Here is an 18,901-nt window from a genome sequence, read left to right on the forward strand (position 1 = left end):
CTAGCTATAACTTTTTTCTGTTACGTTATGCAGATATTTACATCGATTTACTGACAGACAGTGAAACTCATGCCATGTCTGAGACATAGCATAACAACGCAAGATAAAAACGCTCTCAGTTAGACCTTCTATCACGACCCATATCTGGATTGAGTTGCTAGCGCACTTATCCATACCAACAAAAAATTAGAAGGCTCAAATTGACTGATGATGCTTTTTCACGGCGTGTTTCGTGTATATCTCGCCTGTTTTTTCATTCGCTTCTATTTAACGCCCCTCGGTATTCATCGCTTTTTTAGTTTTATTGGTAGGTTGCGTATTAGCAGGATCATCTGGCCATAAATGTTTTGGGTAGCGACCTTTCATCTCTTTTTGTATTTCTCGATAGCTGCCCTGCCAAAAAGCCCCTAAGTCTTGGGTGATCTGTAATGGGCGCATCGCAGGTGATAACAAAGCAACCGCCACAACGACTTTGCCATGAGCAACCGTTGGGTTCGATGTCTGCCCATACATCTCCTGCATGCGGATCTCTATCATCGGGGGCTTATCTAAAGAGTAGTGAATGCTTACACGACTCCCCGAACCCGCTAAATAGTCCGTCGGTAAAGCCTCTTTTAACCATTTTTGTTGCTCCCAATCTAAACGATGCATCAGCAGCTCCCCGACATTGATTTCTTGAAGTTGCTTACGGTGAGTTATTCCATCTAAGTAAGGCGCAAGCCAAGCTTCTAAGGAAGCCAACAAAGCCTCATCAGCCACATCTGGTAAAGTGGTATCAGCAAACCAACGTTGAGCCAATTGGCAACGGATCCGAAACTGCTGTGCAAACGGGCTCCAATTTAAACTTTCTAATCCATTTTGCCTTAGCCAATGTAACAATGCCTGTTTAATTTGTTGTCTATCAGGATGGGTTAATCTTTCAGAGCGAACAACCAATTGCCCACATTGCAACCGTCGCCAAGCAATTAAAGTGCCTTTTTGTTCATCCCACTCGACGGTTTCCTGCTGATAAAACAAATCAGGACAAGCCGCCTGCAAGCTAGCGATCTCAATAGGGGTTGCTAGACTTATTTTGGCATCTGCTGAGGTTTCAGGTTGCCAAAGTGTTGGAGCGATTAGCCACTCATTTCCTAACAACGCGTCATTTTCATCTAACGATGCCCCTAATCCACTTGCTAACTGATAGCGGCTTTGATGATCTCGACTTTTCGCGATACGGTCTGGAAAACCGCTCGCTAATAAAGTAGGTAACCACTCACTTATTAGCGAGACGTTTCTGCCAACTGCTGCTGTGACCGGATAACCACATAATAAAGTGGCACGTTTGCACCAACTCTCTGTAGGCTTATCCAAATAATAATAAATATCACTGTGAGCTTGGCGTGGAGGCTCTTCTAATATTGCCACTAATAACGCCGCTAATTTAATCACTTCATTATTTTGACTTTGCAAGGCCTTGTACAACACGGCGGCAGTGCGCACTGAACTTCCGAGTTCTGCGACTCCTCTTCCAAGCGGAGTTAGCTTACCGTGTTGATCAATCGCCCCAAGTCGACTCAGCAACTCTTTCGCTGCGGCTATTGCGGGTTGTGGTGGCAGGTTTAACCATTGAAGCTGCTCCACCGCTTGGCATCCCCACTGCAACAGGGATAACCATAACGAACTTAAATCACTGTGTAATATTTCAGCTTCACTAAATTGTGCAGCTCTTTCCGCTTGCTCTTGACTGAATAAATGCCAACAAATACCGGCTTCTAACCGTCCTGCTCGCCCAGCCCGCTGCTGCATGGACGCTTGGCTAATACGCTGTTTAACCAGTTTTGTTAGTCCAGTGCGAGGATTAAATAAGCCTACTCGTTCAAAACCGCTGTCAACAACTAAGCGAATGCCTTCAATCGTTAAGCTAGTTTCTGCAATATTGGTCGCTAAAACGACTTTACGTTTGCCTTCAGGGGCAGGCTGAATGGCTTGCTGCTGCTCTTTTATTGATAGTGCCCCATACATTGGGCATAAAAGTATGTCCTCACTAACCATAGAAGCTAGCTCTGAGCGAGTTCGCTCGATTTCCCCCGCACCGGGTAGAAAAAGCAATAGCGAGCCACTTTCTTGTTGAAGTAATCGCCAAACCGCATTTGCCACCTCTTTGTGGAATAATTTATTCGCATTGATGGGGTAAAAATGCCTTTCGACAGGATAGGCACGCCCTTCGGATACGATCACGGGGGCATCAGGGAATAGAGCCACCAGCCCTTGATCATCCAATGTGGCCGACATCAACAAGATTTTTAAATCATCACGCAGTGCCTGCTGAGTATCAAGCAGTAGCGCCAAGCCTAAATCCGCTTGTAAACTGCGTTCATGAAACTCATCAAGAATGACTAAACCGACCCCTTCTAACATCGGATCATCTTGCAACATGCGAGTCAAAACCCCTTCAGTCACCACTTCGATACGTGTGTTTACACTAACTCGGCTTTCAGAGCGCATGCGCAACCCTACCGTGTTACCGATATCTTCGCCTAACTGCTCGGCTAACCGTTTAGCGACGCTACGAGCCGCAATTCGTCTCGGCTCCAACATGATAATACGTCCGTCAATCACCCCACTTTCTAATATTAGCCGAGGTAAAACGGTTGATTTACCCGCCCCTGTAGGGGCATGTAATAACACTTGCGGAGATTGCTGTAAGGCCGTAAGTAAGGAATCACTAACGTCATAAATCGGTAACACGCGGCTGATAACTCCAATGATATTTAACATTTTCAGGCAAAGATTGTAGCATTGCTGCTTATTTCCTGAATACTGATTGCGGAGACAATATGGAGTTTATTCCCCCGTTACAACCAGCCACACTGATCAAACGCTACAAGCGCTTTTTAGCGGATGTCGTTACACCTGACGGTGAAGTCATGACTATCCACTGTGCCAATACGGGGGCGATGACTGGCTGTGCAACGCCCGGAGATAAAATTTGGTATTCAACATCGAATAACTCAAAACGCAAGTACCCACACAGTTGGGAAGTGACACAAACGTCACAAAATCATCTAATTTGTATCAATACATTACGAGCTAATCAGATCATTGCCGAGGCGTTGGCGCAAAAAACCATTCCAGAATTATCCGAATATAGTGTAATAAAGCCTGAGATGAAATACGGTTCTGAAAATAGCCGGATTGATTTCTTTTTATCTGGAGATGGGCTACCCGATTGTTTTATCGAAGTAAAATCTGTCACGTTATTGGAAAATAACCATGGCTATTTTCCCGATGCTGTGACTGAACGCGGACAAAAGCATTTACGAGAGCTAACAACAATTGCTAAAGAAGGAAAAAAAGCCATACTGTTGTTTGCAGTTTTGCATACGGGGATCTACGAGGTCTCGGCAGCAGCCCATATTGATAAGCAATATGCCACACTTTTGAAAGAAGCTATCGAAAATGGTGTTGAAGTACTGTGTTATCAAGTAGATATCAATACGCAAAAAATGCTATTGGGTAAAAAAATTAAGTTTACACCTATCAAATAATGATAGTTTATTCGCTGCTCAAAGCGAAGACGCATGGGTTCTGGAGGCTTAAAAAGGAATAAACACGCGCGCCTTCACAGCATTACAAAACTCATTGCATGAACGATTGCCAAGAGGGCACTCTTCTGCTATTTATAGCGACCTTAATTTTTCCCCCCTTTGGGGTTTTGTGAAATTTGCGTGTGTAGGAGAAGCATTATGCAAGAAGGGCAAAAACGTAAGACATCGTCCTTAAGCATTCTCGCCATTGCTGGGGTTGAACCCTATCATGAAAAAGCTGGCGAAGAGTACATGAACGAAGCCCAGTTGGCGCATTTTAAGCTCATTCTCGAAGCATGGCGCAATCAACTCAGGGATGAAGTAGACCGGACAGTTACTCATATGCAAGATGAGGCAGCTAACTTTCCAGATCCTGTTGATCGGGCAGCCCAGGAAGAGGAATTCAGCCTTGAATTACGCAACCGGGACCGTGAACGTAAGTTGATTAAGAAAATCGAGAAAACACTGAAGAAAGTCGAAGAAGACGATTTTGGCTTCTGCGAATCTTGTGGTGTGGAAATCGGCATCCGTCGTTTGGAAGCCCGCCCTACCGCTGATTTGTGTATCGACTGTAAAACATTAGCAGAAATTCGCGAAAAGCAAATGGCTGGCTAATCACTGATTATGGAGTCCTTAACGGCGCACTAACCTTGCGCCGTTATAAGGAAATCTAGTAATGAGCACCTCCACTTCACCCTATATTGGTCGCTTTGCACCATCTCCATCAGGTAACCTTCACTTTGGTTCACTCGTCACCGCCCTAGGTAGCTATTTGCAAGCACGCTCGCAAAAAGGTAAATGGCTGGTGCGTATTGATGATATTGATCCCCCAAGGGAAGTTCCCGGCGCGGCTGATAATATTCTAAAAACGTTAGCGCATTACGGCTTATATTGGGATGATCAGGTACTGTACCAATCAAAACGTCATGATGCCTACCGTGCTGCATTAGATGACCTTCGCCAACAAGGCAAAAGTTACTACTGCACTTGCTCACGGCAACGTATCAAAGCGTTGCAAGGGCATTACGATGGTCATTGTCGCAACCTCCATCTTCCAGACCATCAAGCGGCTATTCGATTAAAACAAACTCACCCCGTTTATCAATTTACAGATAGGCTCAGAGGCGAAATTGTGACACCAGCCAATGTCGCTGAAGAAGATATTATTATTCATCGTAAAGATGGTTTGTTTGCTTATAATTTAGTCGCTGTTGTTGATGATCATTATCAAAATGTCACTGAAGTGATGAGAGGCGCAGACCTAATCCCTACCACCTCACAGCAAATTTCGTTATATCACCACCTTTCATTGCCTGTTCCTGATTATGCCCATTTACCGCTGATCCTAAATCATGATAATAATAAGCTATCAAAGCAAAATCATGCCACAGCACTGCCGATGACGGATCCTCGCCCAGTAATATGCCATGCACTAACATTACTGAATCAACCGCCAATCCAGCACTGGCGTGATTTGAGTACCGATGAGATTTTAAAAACCGCAACGGATAAATGGCAGCTAGCGGCGATCCCATCTCATGATATTATTGACAATGCTTATGACTGAATATGACTTTTATGCGTTTAAGCATTCTCAAAGAAAGGCCAGTAAGCTATGATTAGCCGCTTATTTTGTTTAATGAATATTCGTAATGATATCGAGGTGTACTATTTTTAACCGAGTAGCAAATTTCTGCCGTAATATTTTATCGCGAAATGACAAGGACACGCGTGACGCACAGGCAGCCGGTGAAAGGCCAGTCACTTATTCTGACACTGCGACAGCTCAGTCCGTAGAACAGAACGCTAAACAAACAAAAACCACGGTTCGTCAGTCCAAACGTGCCGGTATTCAGGCAGAGAAATCAGAGACAATGACGACTGAAACAGATGAAAATATCACTGTAATTCCTCGTTCAGAGCATACTATTTCACGTAGTGATATTAGTGATAATGCACTGAAGGTACTTTATCGCTTAAATAAAAATGGCTATGAGGCCTACCTCGTTGGCGGTGGTGTACGTGACTTACTCCTTGGTAAAAAACCCAAAGATTTTGATATTACAACTAATGCAACGCCTGAGCAGATCCGCAAACTATTTCGTAACTGCCGGCTAGTCGGTCGTCGATTCCGTCTCGCCCACATTATGTTCGGGCCAGAGGTCATTGAAGTTGCCACTTTCCGCGGTCACCATGACCAAATTGAGTCGGAAGATAAAAACCGCTCCCAGCAAGCCAAAAATGGCATGTTGCTACGGGATAATATTTTCGGCTCTATCGAAGAAGACGCAATCCGCCGTGACTTTACCGTCAATAGCCTTTACTACAACATTGATGACTTCTCTGTTCGTGACTATGTGGGCGGCTTAAACGATCTTAAAGCGGGCATTATTCGCCTTATTGGTGACCCAGAGACTCGTTATCGCGAAGATCCTGTTCGCATGCTACGTGCGGTGCGTTTCGCCTGTAAATTGGATATGCGTATTGAGCCAAATACGGCGCAACCAATCCAACGTCTGGCACCGCTATTGCGCGAAATTCCTTCAGCAAGGCTATTTGAAGAGTCACTGAAACTGCTACAAGCGGGTCAAGGTTATGCAACCTATAACATGCTAAAAGAGTACCACTTATTTGAGCAACTGTTTCCGGTTATCAGTAGTCGCTTTACCAATAACAATGATTCGCCAATGGAAAAAATCATTGATCAGGTACTCAAAAATACTGACTTTAGGCTCAAAAATGATAAACGGGTTAATCCTGCATTTTTATTTGCAGTCATGTTATGGTATCCCGTTACGGAACATGCAGAAAAGCTGTCTCAAGAAGGTGGGCTTGCCTACTATGATGCTTTCGCACTGGCGATGAATGACATACTTGATGAGCAGTGCCGTTCGATTGCGATACCTAAACGTATCACCACCACCATGCGTGATATTTGGCAATTGCAATTACGCCTTCCTCGCCGCCAAGGGCGTCGCGCGAATAAATTAATGGAGCATCCAAAGTTCCGTGCTGCATTTGATTTATTAGAATTAAGGGCCAATGTTGAACGGAGAAATGAGCTTCAAGAGCTTGCTGTCTGGTGGGATGAGTATCAGCGTTCCAATAATACTAAGCAGCGTGAGATGATAGCTGAGCTAGGTAGTGCGCCAGTGCGTAAACGCCATCGCCCACGCAAGTCATCATCAAGCGCCCATAAACCAAATAAAAATCAGGGGTCATAGAATGGAGTTGGTCTATATTGTTATTGGCAGTAACCTTGGCGAGCCATTGAAACAGGCTCAACAGGCTATTGATGCGTTAAATGCGCTCCCAAACAGCCGTATAGTCAACACCTCTTCGATCTATCGTAGTAAACCGCTGGGGCCACAAGATCAAAACGATTTTCTTAATATGGCGGTTGCACTTGAAACTGAGCTTGAGCCAGAAGCGTTGCTTGATCATACACAACGCATTGAGCTGGAGCTTGGTCGAGTTCGCAAAGCTGAGCGTTGGGGCCCTAGAACGCTCGATCTCGACATTATGCTTTTCGGCAATCATATTATTAATACCCCACGATTGACCGTACCTCATTATGGGCTAAAAGAGCGGGAATTTATGTTATATCCGCTCAATGACATTGCCCCTGATCTGATTTTTCCTGATGGCGAACCGCTATCAGAAAGGCTCACACTCGTCCCACGTAATGGCCTCACCCTTTGGGATATTACAACCTAAACAGTGAACCTCCTAAACAGGAGGGGTCGTCAGTGGGATCTTTTCCGGAGGTTATTATAATGAAACCAATTTCTCTGGCTACTCTGGGTCAGTTTAAAAAAGACAAACACAAATTTGCTACCATGACGGCTTACGATGCCAGCTTCGCTCAGCTATTTGCAGAGCAAGGTATCCAAGTCATGCTCGTCGGTGACTCCCTTGGTATGACCATACAAGGCGAATCTAGCACCCTCCCTGTTACCGTAGAGCAAATCGCTTATCACACTCGCTGTGTACGCAAAGGTGCACCAGACGCATTTATTATCGCTGATATGCCTTTTATGAGTTATGCCACCCCTGAACAAGCTTGTGCTAATGCCGCTATTCTGATGCAGGCTGGTGCAAACATGGTAAAACTTGAAGGGGGTTGCTGGCTATGCGATACCGTCAAAATGCTGTGTGAACGTTCCGTTCCCGTATGTGGGCATTTAGGGCTAACGCCACAAGCCGTCAACGTTCTTGGTGGCTATAAAGTACAAGGTCGCGATGAGGTTACCGCCAACCAACTCATGAAAGATGCCATTGCGCTAGAAAATGCGGGAATACAGCTTTTGGTTCTTGAGTGTGTTCCTACCTCACTAGCCAATAATATTACAGAAGAACTACTCCTTCCGGTTATTGGTATCGGTGCAGGCAATGGTACTGATGGGCAAATTCTCGTCATGCATGATGCATTAGGCATTACGGCCCGCCCTCCTAAGTTTGCCAAGAACTTCCTTGCACAAGCAGGCAATATTCAAGATGCAGTTAAACTGTATATTCAAGAAGTTGAAGCAGGGATCTACCCTAGTGAAGATCATTCTTTTGAATAATTTTATTACGGCTCAATAATAAGGAATTCACCTATGCTTATCGTCGAAACATCTCCCATTCTTCGCCGTGAGATCCGCCGCTGGAAGCTAGAAGGTAAACGTATCGCTCTTGTACCAACCATGGGCAACCTGCATGATGGACATTTAGCTTTAATTGATGAAGCGAAACAACAAGCTGATATTGTAATTGTCAGCATTTTCGTTAACCCTATGCAGTTTGATCGCCAATCCGATTTAGCCAATTACCCTCGAACCTTGCAAGAGGATTGTGAAAAGCTGAAACGTCGCGATATCAATCTCGTTTTTGCCCCTTCTGTGAAAGATGTTTACCCTGAAGGAATGGCGCAACAAACTTTTGTTGAAGTGCCTGAATTATCATCAATACTTGAAGGTGCGAGTCGCCCTGGGCATTTTCGCGGTGTATCAACAGTCGTTACCAAACTGTTTAATTTAGTCCAACCTGATTTAGCGTTTTTTGGTGAAAAAGATTTCCAGCAATTACAGCTAATTCGCAAAATGGTGAGTGACCTTTCTTTTGATATACAAATTGTCTCTGTGCCTACCGTCAGAGCGAAAAATGGGCTTGCATTGAGTTCAAGAAATAACAATCTATCAGCAAGTGAACTCAAAATAGCACCACAACTATATAGCATTATGCAACAGGCGGCAGAGAAGCTAATTGCAGCCCCTGACAACGTTGAAGCAATTATCCAAGAAATCGATGATTCGCTTCGCCAAGCAGGTTTTACCCCTGATGAGCTATTTATTCGTGATGCCGAAACCCTTGCTCCATTGAGCAATATAAGTCAAAAAGCGGTCATCTTAATGGCAGCTTGGTTAGGGCAAACCCGTTTGATTGATAATTTACAGGTTGACCTACCCACAGTTTCAGCTTAAAAAAAACAAGCAAACACAGCATGACGATTAAAAATGGTAGACAATAATTATGTTTAGAAAAATGTTACAAGGTAAATTACATCGGGTTAAGGTCACACAAGCCGACCTTCATTACGAAGGCTCTTGTGCTATTGATCAGGATTTTATGGATGCCGCTGGGATCCTCGAATACGAAGCCATTGATATTTACAACGTCGATAATGGAGAACGTTTTTCTACTTATGCAATTGCAGGTGAAAGAGGTTCTAAAATTATTTCAGTCAATGGTGCCGCTGCACGTCGTGCTGCTGTTGGCGATAGATTGATTATCTGCTCATACGTTGATATCAAAGATGAAGATGCTCGTCACCATAAACCCAAAGTCGCTTACTTTGACGGTGACAATATTATGAGCCGTGTTGCCAAAGCAGTTCCTGTACAAGTCGCTTAACGCTATATCCCCCAACGGCAGTTAGCTTGTTGGGGGTTACTTAGCTTCCTTTTTTAGCCAAGCAAGAAAATACAGCTTTCATTTCGTTATTTGATCTTTTTCTATAACATTAAAAATTATTATATTAATCTCAGTAATACCTCTAGAAAATATCATTTAAATCACCATAGCTAATAAAAAAGATAATTATTTAACATCCCAATTTATATTAGATTGAAAAAAACATCACATAAAGGGGATGCTATGAATGATAATAGAAACAAGAAGACGTTTGGACTGTTATATACTCTAAAGATCCAATTTCAAAATATGCCTTCGTTTTCCAGTGGCTTTATTTATGCAAATAAAAAAAATCAAATCGAAATATTGATTACTGTTGATGCTATTAGTGAAGATGGAGAGCCTTATTTTAATAATGAACGAGAAGTGCAAGATGCCACTTATCTGTGTTCATTTTTTGATGGTAAACCCTTAAATCAAAATTGGCAAATTTCGAATGAAAAAGGGCCATTTTGTAAAGCAGTTAAGTATGACACAACTCTATCAAGGCGGGAGCCACCAACCCTACGAACGATAACCCGCTCGACATTTCAAATATCCAAGTTTATTTCATCCGACATTGTTAACCCCGCCTTAGAAATCGCAGTAGGAATTAATATTCCTGGAATAGGCAATTTTGACACCTCAATGAATGGAACACCTACTTTAAATTCAGGCTCTGTCTTTAAATCACCTAGCCGAATTTCAGTAAGCAGGATATCCCCTATCGATTATACAGATAATAGAAATGTTATGGTGATTGATAAAGGTTGGAAATATATCATGACCGATGCATTATTCCGCAATGGTAGCAATCGGCACTCCAGCTCTTATCGGAATTATGCAGCCATTATTCGCTATAAAAAAATATCTATTATTACAGCCAACAAATATAACATTATCGAAAAAAGGGTCTCGCCTACATTGCCTTATAGTGCTCCTTATAAAGATTGGTTTTATGGTACGACCATGCCCCATGCAATGAATTATGCCACCGATGATCAGGCGCTCGGTGCATACTTAACGAGTTGGTTTATTGAGACTCGAGATAGAGTCGGCTATTTTCACGCAATTAACGAAGGTTGGACAGAGCTAACCCACAAGAAAAAGCCGCCACTCTATTTTACAAGCATGAGAAATGGTGAATTTAATAAAAAAAATACGTTTTCTGTGTGGCCACAATTTAGCAACGATATGCCTAAACTTGCCCGCTTTTCAAATAATAATCAAAATAGTATCACCCTTGTTTGCCATCAAATCAATTTAGTGGATCACATTCCTCTCTATCTCGGTGCTGAATGCCGTGCTCAATCAAACACATCCTTAGCAAGCCATGTTGAAATTGTTGATGAGTTTGGCAATGAAGGCATCATGACTATTGAGTATCGCCATAATATTGATGGGGAAATTACTGTTTAAATCCGTTTTGTTAAAAGTGGCACTATTGATCTTTTAGCTTAAAATATTTGGAGCCAAAATGCTTAACTCACCCCCAGCTAAAAAATTCAAACAAATCAACCATCTTAGCATTCATTTTAAAGATAATCCGACTAATATTCATTCGGTTATTTATGCAAATGGATATAATCAAGTTGAGGTTATTGTTACTGCTGAAATCTTAGATGAAAATAATGACGCTTTTTTTGAAAATGAAAAAGAATTTAGAGACTGTATCTATTTTTGTTCCTTTTCAGATCAACAACTACTCGGTGATGAATGGATAATCTCTGAACATCGGGGAGACTATTGTAAAGCCGTACAGAATGAGATTACTCACATAAAAAATGCATCTATAGAGGCCATAAAAAGCACAAAAAGGATCAGTGCCTCATATTACTTCTCACTGAAAGAGATCAATCCCGGACATGAAATTGCAGTCGGGGTGAGAATCGATGGTGAAGGTTTATTCAATACCTCACAAAATGGCACTTTAAATCATAAAGGAGAAATTATTTTTATTGCGCCTAAGCGGGTTATCATTCAAGGAATTAAAAAAATTGATTATGATAATAATGAAAACATCACTATAACAGATAACGATTGGCAGGAAATCTCAAAAAATATTTCATTTCATATCAGTAAAGGGGCGATACTGGGGAATTATGAGCATAATTACGGGGTCATAAGACGTAAAACATTTAAAATTACAACGCATAATAAATATAAATTAAAGTATAAATCTCCTGTATATAGTTTACAACATATCCCTAAAATTAAAGATTGGTACCATAATCACGTGATGCCCCATGCAATAAAGATCGTTGGAGGGCCTTATTATAGCGGAATTTATGTTAATAGCTGGTTTATAGAGCCTAATAATATAGAGATTGGCTATTCCAATATATTAAATAAAGGGCTAAATAGGATTATAAAAGATATCCGCCAATCTCTTTATTGTACTGAGGAAAAAGATGGACGATTTGTAGGCGATACAACTTATGCGATTTGGCCTCGGCTGGAAGGAAATCTCGGTCCTCTTTGGTCAAAAACCACCTTAGATAAACACGCCATCACTATCGTCTGTCATCAAATGTATCTTAGAGATAAGAAACTCTATTATTGGGGATATTATTGCCCTGCCCCCTATCATGTGGCCGACCCTCTGCAAATTTTTATTATCGATGAGTATGGTAATAGGGGGAATATTAATATTGTATTTGAAGAGGATATGTATGGTACTGTCAGCGTTTAAATAACCACTTTAAGAAAAACGAGTCTTTATTATTTTCGTGCAACCGATTTTTATCATGACATTATAGCCAATAGATAGGCGGGGTATTTTGTTCATTCATCATTGTAGGGGATGATCTGCTCATCCCCTTTTGCTATCGTTTAGTTAAATTGCAAAACAAATTGTGCCGTCGCTTCTGCTTTCCCTGCTTTGACAGAATTACCATAACGGTAATATTCCGCTTTCAGGGGGACACGCGTTTCACCTTTTTCTAAATCAGCTAATTTAACAAACTCCTGATTAACTAATACGTTATCATTATTTAATGGTGATTTTACAACAAACCCAATACCACTGGCATTATTACCTTGCCCTTCATTATCGATTTTAATCACTGCATCTTTGCCATTATAACTCGCTGTATTGTTTGCAATGAGCTTGATCTTCGCTGAAACATTCCCCGTACAGACGATATTAATATGTTCCTCAACAGATGACGGCGTTGTCGGGAACCCTACGGATGGGAATGCCGTGGTCGGTACCCGAGGTAACGTAAATGACAAATCGGTATTTTTAGCTTCACAAGATGTCGGCGCGCTTGTCACTTTTCCTTTTAGTCGATAAGTATAACCAACTTTTGTCGAGCCACCACCTGGGTCAAACCGTTTAATAAGTATCGCCCCAATCACCGAATTATCAAAGGATGTTGCCGTCGGGTTATCTTTACCGGCATAAAAAATAACCGTTGCATCTATAGGCATAAGTGCACCTTCAGGAACAGGCAACACTTGTCCTGGACGATTTGTAAAAGGCAATCCTGATTTACTTTCAATTAAGACATAGACGATATTTACGGGGCCACCAGCATGCACATGGTAAGCGGGCTTCCCATCAATTTCGCCATAATATCTCGCTATAATGCCGCTGCCTTCACCGTATGTTGCATAAGCATAGACTTGTGAGTCAGGCCCACACTGCGCGACACCACCTCGTCCACTCTCTCGCACAAATGTATAACGAGCAATCTCGTCGTTCTTTTTGATCGCACCACTTAATTTAATGTCCACCATTGCGCGCATTGCAGAGTGATTTTGACCATCCCCTCCTTCAACACAATTCTGAGCCGCAATACTGCTATTTATCCCAGAGAACATTAACACCACGCTGAACGCTGCTGCATAGCCCCAATTAATCTGTTTTCTCATTATTCTTACTCCTTTCAGCGGCATTCTGAATTCAGGATATAAAGCCCATTTGTTGGCATGGTATTTTCGATGTTGTAATCCACATCACAGGATTCATTAGCACCCTCATTTTTCCAATTAACTTTAATGCGTCCTTTAGGCTTATCTGCAACTAAATACAAGGTATTAAAGTTAGAAACGAGATGAGTCGCTTCATCTTCTGTAACAGCTTTTGCACCTACCGGTAATTCTTTATTCGTTGGATGCTGTAACTTAAATAATAACTTGTAGCCTTTTTTAGCGTCGAAATCAGCCAGTATCAAAGCGCCCTTTGTTGGGATAACATTATTAATAATGTTATTTTCAATTTCGGTATCTTGTGGGATAGTTTTTGTATCAATCGCCAGTGTATTTTTACGATATGGCGCCATCCCCGGAACAATCGCTAAACCGTAAGCGTTAGTTTCAACTGACTGCCCATTAATAATACCGACACCTTGTGTCCCTTTGGTAAGAATCAATGCGCTTGTATCTTGCATTGAAGGTGCTAATACCACACCGTATTGAGTGCCAACAAATGCACCACTAATACCGTAATTAAAGTTTTTATGGCTATCGTTATAAGCGTACCCTGCATTAACGACTGCATAAGGGGAGCGATAAGAGCTACTTAACCCCCCTGAATAGCCCATACCTTTATTACCGTAGCCTTGATAAATATCCCACGTTCCACGATATAATTCGCCATAGCTGCCACTTAAACGTGCTGTTTGTGAAGTACGATGCTGGTCATCCGTTGATATGCCATAATTCACACTCATTGTGTTATTTAACACATCGAACGGAATACTGACATTTAAACTCAAATTGTATGAACGGCTGTTATCATTTTCAAATTGTCTACCTTTTGAATAGGTGTAATAGACACTGTAATGAACCTTATCGATATTACTGTTAAAACCAACATTATAAGATTGTTGTTTATGACCACTTGAATACTCATAAACAACACTATTTAAGTTAATCGAGCTTGAGCTATCGAGTATTGGTTGAGAAAGAGATACGGTGTATTCATTTTTTAGTTTTTCATAGCTGCCACGGTATTTTTCCTCATAAGAGAATGCGTCATCTATATTCATAAAATCAGCATCAAAATGACGGAAACCCGCTAAAGCTAAGCTCGTATTCGTTGTCTCAATATGTTTTGAGTAATTGACTCTAAATGCATTACCACTCAACGTAGATTGATTATCAACATCAGTACGAGAGTGCACAACATCCGTTGTAATTGCGCCAACCTCACCTAAGTTAAACCCTGTACCGATTGCATAGGATTGGTATTTTTTAGCGTAGAGTGCACCACCAAAAACGGTCACAAAGTCTGTTAATCCATAATAGATTTCAGCTTCATTCACATAACGGCCATCACCGTTATTATTCCCATCATATTCACCACTAGAGAAACTGTATTTAATACTGCCTTTTCGCTCTAAAAAAGCAATTGATGAGAAAGGAACAATAAAGTTAACTTCATTACCATTTGCTTCTTCTACTGTGACATATAGATTGCCACCATTACTCATTGGATAGTAATCTGTAATTTCAAATGGCCCAGCAGGCACACTTTTCTTATAGATAACTTGATCATTTTGTACAATAGTCACGATAGATTCAGAATTAGCGATACCATTTACGCTTGGCGCATAACTCGTTAAGTTATAAGGTTCCATTTGCCTATCTGATGCTAATTTAACCCCTTTAAATTTAAAAGAATCAAATAATTGCGAGCTTGTATATAATTCCCCTAGTGTTAGCTCACTTTTTATTATATTAATGTTTCTTGATAAGGTGTTGCTAATATTATTCCATTTATTCTTATCGTGCCGATTGTTGGCCCATGTGGAATAATTACGATAACGCCATGAGCCTATGTTAATTTTCGTCTGAATATTACCATAATAGTTATCATCGACTTTACCGCCTTCATAGGTGTTAAAAGCTGAAAAAGAGTAATTTAAAAATACAGCAGGAATGCCATCATCCCACTGTGCTTCTTCAGCTTTTCTTATGCGCTGCTGATTAATCATTGATTGCGGAACAGTCATTGAATACACTTTAGTATTTAAATCAAGTGACTGTGTCATATACTCAATATCATTAATATTGAAGCATTCTTGATCACCTTTTAAGGTCTTATGAAAATCTATACCAAAACTTTCCCAATCCGCAAAACTAAAACAAGGTGTAAGTTGTTCTCCACCATCTGCCCGAGGCATCATCACAAAGCTAATTTCTTTATTAAGAATTAAATTATTATTAATGAAAAACCTGACATGATATTTCCCTGGTGCTATATCATTTTCCCTAAACACATCCAGATCTTCATTAGTCAATTGCGTATCTGTACCTGCAATATTTAACAAGCTAGGTGGATAATAATCAGCAGCCCGCATTTCAAATGACAATGAAGCGAATACAATAGCCATAAACAGAGGTGAATATGGATACTTTTTATGATAAAGACGATTCATAGGCCTTTACTCTACTTTATTAGATTATTATTTTATAAGATATTGACTATCTAACCCTTTACCATAATCATTGATATAGTTTAGAGAAACCTTATTGGAACTAGCCCCTAAATTAGAAACATTAATTACTGTTTCAGAGCGTGGTTCTAAATAGCTTGGTGCTTCGACTTCTCTGTTATTAATTTTTATTTTTGCAATGTTAATATAAAATGGTGTTGGGTTAACAACCTTGACTCCAGCGGTAGAGCGAGACCAAGTTAACTCATTGACAACATCTTCAAGCTTTTTATCGGATAATGCTGTAGGTCGATAAATTAGCTTTATTTTGTTTGTCATTGAATAACGTAAAACGTTTTCTAAATCCTCACTACTCGGTGCCACAAATTTTACATTTAGCCAATATAATGCTTCTTGGTCACTCGGTAATGATGCTATTTTAGTCAGTTGAATCGTGTTTTTTTGCTCAGATTTTAGCTTAATTAATGGAGGTGTTACTGCAAAATCTTGTGTTATTTTTCCATTTTTATCTTCCACCCAAGATTGAAGTAAATAATTCCTATTTTTATCTGTATTAAATGCAACAACACCTTCGCTATTCTCTTTTTCGTGATAAATAACACGCGTTGTTTCTAAACCAAAGCCAGCATAGCTGGTTGAACTAGCAAGAAAACACAATAACAGTGTAGGAACTATTTTTTTCATAAACATAGGATGTCCTCCAAGAAAAAAAGTAACGCAGATTAATAATTGATAATCTGCGTTATCAAATTATTTATAAGTAATTTTATAATTTAATGTTGCGTCTGCTTGGCCTGCTTCTACGTCATCGTCTGTACTTACATACTTAGCAATAAAAGTTCCAGTCCATTGAGCACTGTTACCATTTACTTTTATTTCTTCACTTTTACTACCATTAATTTTTAATGGCTTGGATAGGTCATCTTCATTGTAAATACGGATACCCACATTTTTTGCAACGCCAGCACTACCTTTATTGTCCAGTTCTAAAATAGTTTTATCAAAACGGTTTTCATGACCCGTTAAATTGATAGAGATAGTACCTTGATCAGGACAGTCAATTAATTTAATTTTTAATTTACCATCACCACCAGTACCACCAACCTCATCACCTTCCTCAGTAAACTCACTAGTAGCAAAACGTCCCATTTTTACATCAGCATTTGGTGAGTTAGTATCATTCAGGCTAATAGTGCATGTAGCATTATAAATAAGTCCTTTAAACTTAATCGTTCCACTTTGCTCTTCTGCTGTTGCTGAAAAAGCAAATGCTGAAGCAATAACAGCCATAAAAATATTTCGAGTTGATAATTTTTTCATTGATATACCTTTACACTCTACATAGTAATTAATAGTAATGTTAATTATTCAGCGCGTAATTAATAAAATAGTATAGATATAGGTAAATATCGCTATTCTAAAAATTAATGCGAGAACATATTAAAGACTTATATACACAAATAAGAAATAGTTAAAAATTCATGTTACCCGACTGGTGAGTAACATGTAAAAAGAGTATATAACATTAAAGTAGTATTTGATTTGTGTAAGTTTTTCAAAACGTAAATTTTAGAGGTGACAAAAAAACAACTCACACATCACAACTCATTGTTATATAGGAATATTATTTTTTGATCTGCATCAAAAAATGAATAATTAAAATTATATACCTAAAATTACTTTATTATCATACGGTTATGTATAACTGTTTTTACTTACCTATATTGAACATCTTTATCTGCTCTGTAGTACTTTTTTACATTTATTGCGGGTAAAAATATAGTTTCCTTGTTGATTATTTTAACTTTTATAATAATTTGGTTTTCTAAATAAAAAATAAGGCTAAGATAAATCTCACTCATTTATCTTGGCTTTATTCAATAATTTTTTTCTTATCTTTATTGGTAAACAATATCGATAGTCATGGAGGCATTTGCAAAACCAGGTGTTACTTTTTCATTTATTTGTTTATAGTAACCCCGCATAAAAATATGAATGTCACCCTCACTCTTTACACTATTAATAATTTCATTTCGTACATTGAGCGTTAATGCTTTCCAATTATTTTTATCCATTGAATATTCTGTTTCTATCCCAACCCCCGTTGCAACGCCATCGACCGCATCAAGCGCTAAGACACTAGATTGACCAGAATAACTGTTACCTTTAGGTATAAATATCACTGGAATATTACTTGGACATTTCAAGCTAATTGACCAATCCGCCTTTGGGCTAGTCGAACCAACGCTGCCTCCCAAACCTGTAGAGCTTAAATAAATATCCCCTAAATTAATATTTTTAGTTTGGTTAGAACTTAAATCACAAGTTGAAGCTTTTACAGCACCTGTGATGTTGACTAACACATCGTAACTGTAAGCATGGTTTATAGTTAACCCGAAATAACTCAGCAATACTATCCGCAGTATTTTTTTAGTGGTCATATTAATTAGCCTGTACGACAAAGGTAACCGAAGCGTTTGCTTTACCTTGTGTAATTTTACTATTGGTTTGAACATAACGAGCACGCACTTTTAATTCAGTATTTCCCTTATTAATAGCTTCATTCTGCATAAAGTTATATAGCGTATTAATATCTCGGTTGACCCAATTGTGGAGACTATTTTCATAGCTTTGTAATTCAATTGCAGCTCCCGTTGAATATCCATCACCTTTATCAAGCGATAAATAACGGCCATTAGATTCTGAAACACCTTGAAATTGGCCATTTAATACACTCATTTTATCTGGGCAATCAAACTCAAGTGTAAATTCAATCCATTCAGACTGGGAATTTATTGCACTGCCAAAACCTCTAGGACTATTAGTTAGCCAAGTTCCTAAATCAACACTGATATTCCGTGTTTTGATACCACAAGTCGAATGTTTAATGCTTCCTGTATAATTGACCATTACTGTTGCAGAGGCCGAATTAATCAGAATAGGGATAAGGAATACGAGAAAAAAATAACGTATTAGATTGTAACCTTGTCTCAT

The 18,901-nt window shown here is 39.8% G+C and carries 17 protein-coding genes; 10 read left to right on the top strand and 7 right to left on the bottom strand.

Annotated elements, in window-relative coordinates; translation table 11 throughout:
* Positions 1 to 267: 267 nt before the first annotated feature.
* Positions 268 to 2,760, bottom strand: coding sequence for an ATP-dependent helicase HrpB (gene hrpB, locus PR709_RS04275; RefSeq protein WP_004922518.1), 2,493 nt, complete (start codon positions 2,758 to 2,760; stop codon positions 268 to 270).
* A gap of 59 nt (positions 2,761 to 2,819) precedes the next feature.
* Here hrpB and sfsA point away from each other — a divergent pair, with 59 nt between their 5' ends.
* The 10 genes from sfsA (at position 2,820) to PR709_RS04325 (ending at position 12,195) form a co-directional block, all read left to right on the top strand.
* The gene (sfsA, locus tag PR709_RS04280) at positions 2,820 to 3,530 is read left to right on the top strand and encodes a DNA/RNA nuclease SfsA (RefSeq protein ID WP_004922520.1); all 711 of its coding nucleotides are present in this window, start codon (positions 2,820 to 2,822) and stop codon (positions 3,528 to 3,530) included.
* 198 nt (positions 3,531 to 3,728) lie between these two features.
* Positions 3,729 to 4,184, top strand: coding sequence for an RNA polymerase-binding protein DksA (dksA, locus tag PR709_RS04285; protein ID WP_004922522.1), 456 nt, complete (start codon positions 3,729 to 3,731; stop codon positions 4,182 to 4,184).
* Positions 4,185 to 4,245: 61 nt separating this feature from the next.
* Positions 4,246 to 5,136 (top strand): tRNA glutamyl-Q(34) synthetase GluQRS, encoded by an 891-nt coding sequence (gene gluQRS, locus PR709_RS04290; protein WP_004922525.1) that lies wholly within the window; start codon positions 4,246 to 4,248, stop codon positions 5,134 to 5,136.
* 85 nt (positions 5,137 to 5,221) lie between these two features.
* Positions 5,222 to 6,793 (top strand): polynucleotide adenylyltransferase PcnB, encoded by a 1,572-nt coding sequence (gene pcnB, locus PR709_RS04295; RefSeq protein WP_004922527.1) that lies wholly within the window; start codon positions 5,222 to 5,224, stop codon positions 6,791 to 6,793.
* Between the two features lies 1 nt (position 6,794).
* Positions 6,795 to 7,286, top strand: a complete 492-nt coding sequence (gene folK / locus PR709_RS04300) for a 2-amino-4-hydroxy-6-hydroxymethyldihydropteridine diphosphokinase (RefSeq protein ID WP_004922531.1) — start codon at positions 6,795 to 6,797, stop codon at positions 7,284 to 7,286.
* A 59-nt stretch (positions 7,287 to 7,345) separates the two neighbouring features.
* Positions 7,346 to 8,137 (top strand): 3-methyl-2-oxobutanoate hydroxymethyltransferase, encoded by a 792-nt coding sequence (gene panB / locus PR709_RS04305; RefSeq protein ID WP_014656572.1) that lies wholly within the window; start codon positions 7,346 to 7,348, stop codon positions 8,135 to 8,137.
* 33 nt (positions 8,138 to 8,170) lie between these two features.
* Positions 8,171 to 9,034, top strand: a complete 864-nt coding sequence (gene panC, locus PR709_RS04310; RefSeq protein ID WP_004922538.1) for a pantoate--beta-alanine ligase — start codon at positions 8,171 to 8,173, stop codon at positions 9,032 to 9,034.
* A 49-nt stretch (positions 9,035 to 9,083) separates the two neighbouring features.
* A complete protein-coding gene (gene panD / locus PR709_RS04315) occupies positions 9,084 to 9,464 on the top strand; it encodes an aspartate 1-decarboxylase (RefSeq protein WP_004922542.1) in 381 nt (126 codons plus the stop codon).
* A gap of 243 nt (positions 9,465 to 9,707) precedes the next feature.
* Positions 9,708 to 10,922, top strand: a complete 1,215-nt coding sequence (locus PR709_RS04320; RefSeq protein WP_004922546.1) for a hypothetical protein — start codon at positions 9,708 to 9,710, stop codon at positions 10,920 to 10,922.
* Positions 10,923 to 10,980: 58 nt separating this feature from the next.
* Positions 10,981 to 12,195: a hypothetical protein gene (locus tag PR709_RS04325; protein ID WP_004922549.1), complete on the top strand. Its 1,215-nt coding sequence runs from the start codon at positions 10,981 to 10,983 to the stop codon at positions 12,193 to 12,195.
* 140 nt (positions 12,196 to 12,335) lie between these two features.
* On the opposite strand, the gene PR709_RS04330 is transcribed toward PR709_RS04325, so the two are convergent.
* The 6 genes from PR709_RS04330 to PR709_RS04355 all read right to left on the bottom strand — a co-directional run bounded on the left by PR709_RS04330 (position 12,336) and on the right by PR709_RS04355 (position 18,901).
* On the bottom strand, positions 12,336 to 13,379 hold the full coding sequence (locus tag PR709_RS04330) for a fimbrial protein (RefSeq protein WP_014656575.1): 1,044 nt from the start codon (positions 13,377 to 13,379) through the stop codon (positions 12,336 to 12,338).
* Between the two features lie 14 nt (positions 13,380 to 13,393).
* Positions 13,394 to 15,889: a fimbria/pilus outer membrane usher protein gene (locus PR709_RS04335; protein ID WP_272570746.1), complete on the bottom strand. Its 2,496-nt coding sequence runs from the start codon at positions 15,887 to 15,889 to the stop codon at positions 13,394 to 13,396.
* 27 nt (positions 15,890 to 15,916) lie between these two features.
* On the bottom strand, positions 15,917 to 16,597 hold the full coding sequence (locus tag PR709_RS04340; RefSeq protein WP_004922557.1) for a fimbrial biogenesis chaperone: 681 nt from the start codon (positions 16,595 to 16,597) through the stop codon (positions 15,917 to 15,919).
* A 60-nt stretch (positions 16,598 to 16,657) separates the two neighbouring features.
* Positions 16,658 to 17,227 carry a fimbrial protein gene (locus tag PR709_RS04345; protein WP_004922560.1) on the bottom strand — a complete coding sequence of 190 codons (570 nt, stop codon included), beginning with the start codon at positions 17,225 to 17,227 and terminating at the stop codon, positions 16,658 to 16,660.
* Between the two features lie 578 nt (positions 17,228 to 17,805).
* Positions 17,806 to 18,348 carry a fimbrial protein gene (locus tag PR709_RS04350; RefSeq protein WP_004922566.1) on the bottom strand — a complete coding sequence of 181 codons (543 nt, stop codon included), beginning with the start codon at positions 18,346 to 18,348 and terminating at the stop codon, positions 17,806 to 17,808.
* Between the two features lies 1 nt (position 18,349).
* The gene (locus PR709_RS04355) at positions 18,350 to 18,901 is read right to left on the bottom strand and encodes a fimbrial protein (protein WP_004922571.1); all 552 of its coding nucleotides are present in this window, start codon (positions 18,899 to 18,901) and stop codon (positions 18,350 to 18,352) included.

It is taken from the genome of Providencia sp. PROV267 (assembly GCF_028477825.1).
In the GTDB taxonomy this organism is placed as follows: domain Bacteria; phylum Pseudomonadota; class Gammaproteobacteria; order Enterobacterales; family Enterobacteriaceae; genus Providencia; species Providencia stuartii.

What these genes read in the sequence shown, in the direction of transcription:
- hrpB (WP_004922518.1), bottom strand. Translation starts at nt 2,760, where the DNA reads ATGTTAAATATCATTGGAGTTATCAGCCGCGTGTTACCGATTTATGAC.
- sfsA (WP_004922520.1), top strand. Translation starts at nt 2,820, where the DNA reads ATGGAGTTTATTCCCCCGTTACAACCAGCCACACTGATCAAACGCTAC.
- dksA (WP_004922522.1), top strand. Translation starts at nt 3,729, where the DNA reads ATGCAAGAAGGGCAAAAACGTAAGACATCGTCCTTAAGCATTCTCGCC.
- gluQRS (WP_004922525.1), top strand. Translation starts at nt 4,246, where the DNA reads ATGAGCACCTCCACTTCACCCTATATTGGTCGCTTTGCACCATCTCCA.
- pcnB (WP_004922527.1), top strand. Translation starts at nt 5,222, where the DNA reads ATGATATCGAGGTGTACTATTTTTAACCGAGTAGCAAATTTCTGCCGT.
- folK (WP_004922531.1), top strand. Translation starts at nt 6,795, where the DNA reads ATGGAGTTGGTCTATATTGTTATTGGCAGTAACCTTGGCGAGCCATTG.
- panB (WP_014656572.1), top strand. Translation starts at nt 7,346, where the DNA reads ATGAAACCAATTTCTCTGGCTACTCTGGGTCAGTTTAAAAAAGACAAA.
- panC (WP_004922538.1), top strand. Translation starts at nt 8,171, where the DNA reads ATGCTTATCGTCGAAACATCTCCCATTCTTCGCCGTGAGATCCGCCGC.
- panD (WP_004922542.1), top strand. Translation starts at nt 9,084, where the DNA reads ATGTTTAGAAAAATGTTACAAGGTAAATTACATCGGGTTAAGGTCACA.
- PR709_RS04320 (WP_004922546.1), top strand. Translation starts at nt 9,708, where the DNA reads ATGAATGATAATAGAAACAAGAAGACGTTTGGACTGTTATATACTCTA.
- PR709_RS04325 (WP_004922549.1), top strand. Translation starts at nt 10,981, where the DNA reads ATGCTTAACTCACCCCCAGCTAAAAAATTCAAACAAATCAACCATCTT.
- PR709_RS04330 (WP_014656575.1), bottom strand. Translation starts at nt 13,379, where the DNA reads ATGAGAAAACAGATTAATTGGGGCTATGCAGCAGCGTTCAGCGTGGTG.
- PR709_RS04335 (WP_272570746.1), bottom strand. Translation starts at nt 15,889, where the DNA reads ATGAATCGTCTTTATCATAAAAAGTATCCATATTCACCTCTGTTTATG.
- PR709_RS04340 (WP_004922557.1), bottom strand. Translation starts at nt 16,597, where the DNA reads ATGTTTATGAAAAAAATAGTTCCTACACTGTTATTGTGTTTTCTTGCT.
- PR709_RS04345 (WP_004922560.1), bottom strand. Translation starts at nt 17,227, where the DNA reads ATGAAAAAATTATCAACTCGAAATATTTTTATGGCTGTTATTGCTTCA.
- PR709_RS04350 (WP_004922566.1), bottom strand. Translation starts at nt 18,348, where the DNA reads ATGACCACTAAAAAAATACTGCGGATAGTATTGCTGAGTTATTTCGGG.
- PR709_RS04355 (WP_004922571.1), bottom strand. Translation starts at nt 18,901, where the DNA reads ATGAGACAAGGTTACAATCTAATACGTTATTTTTTTCTCGTATTCCTT.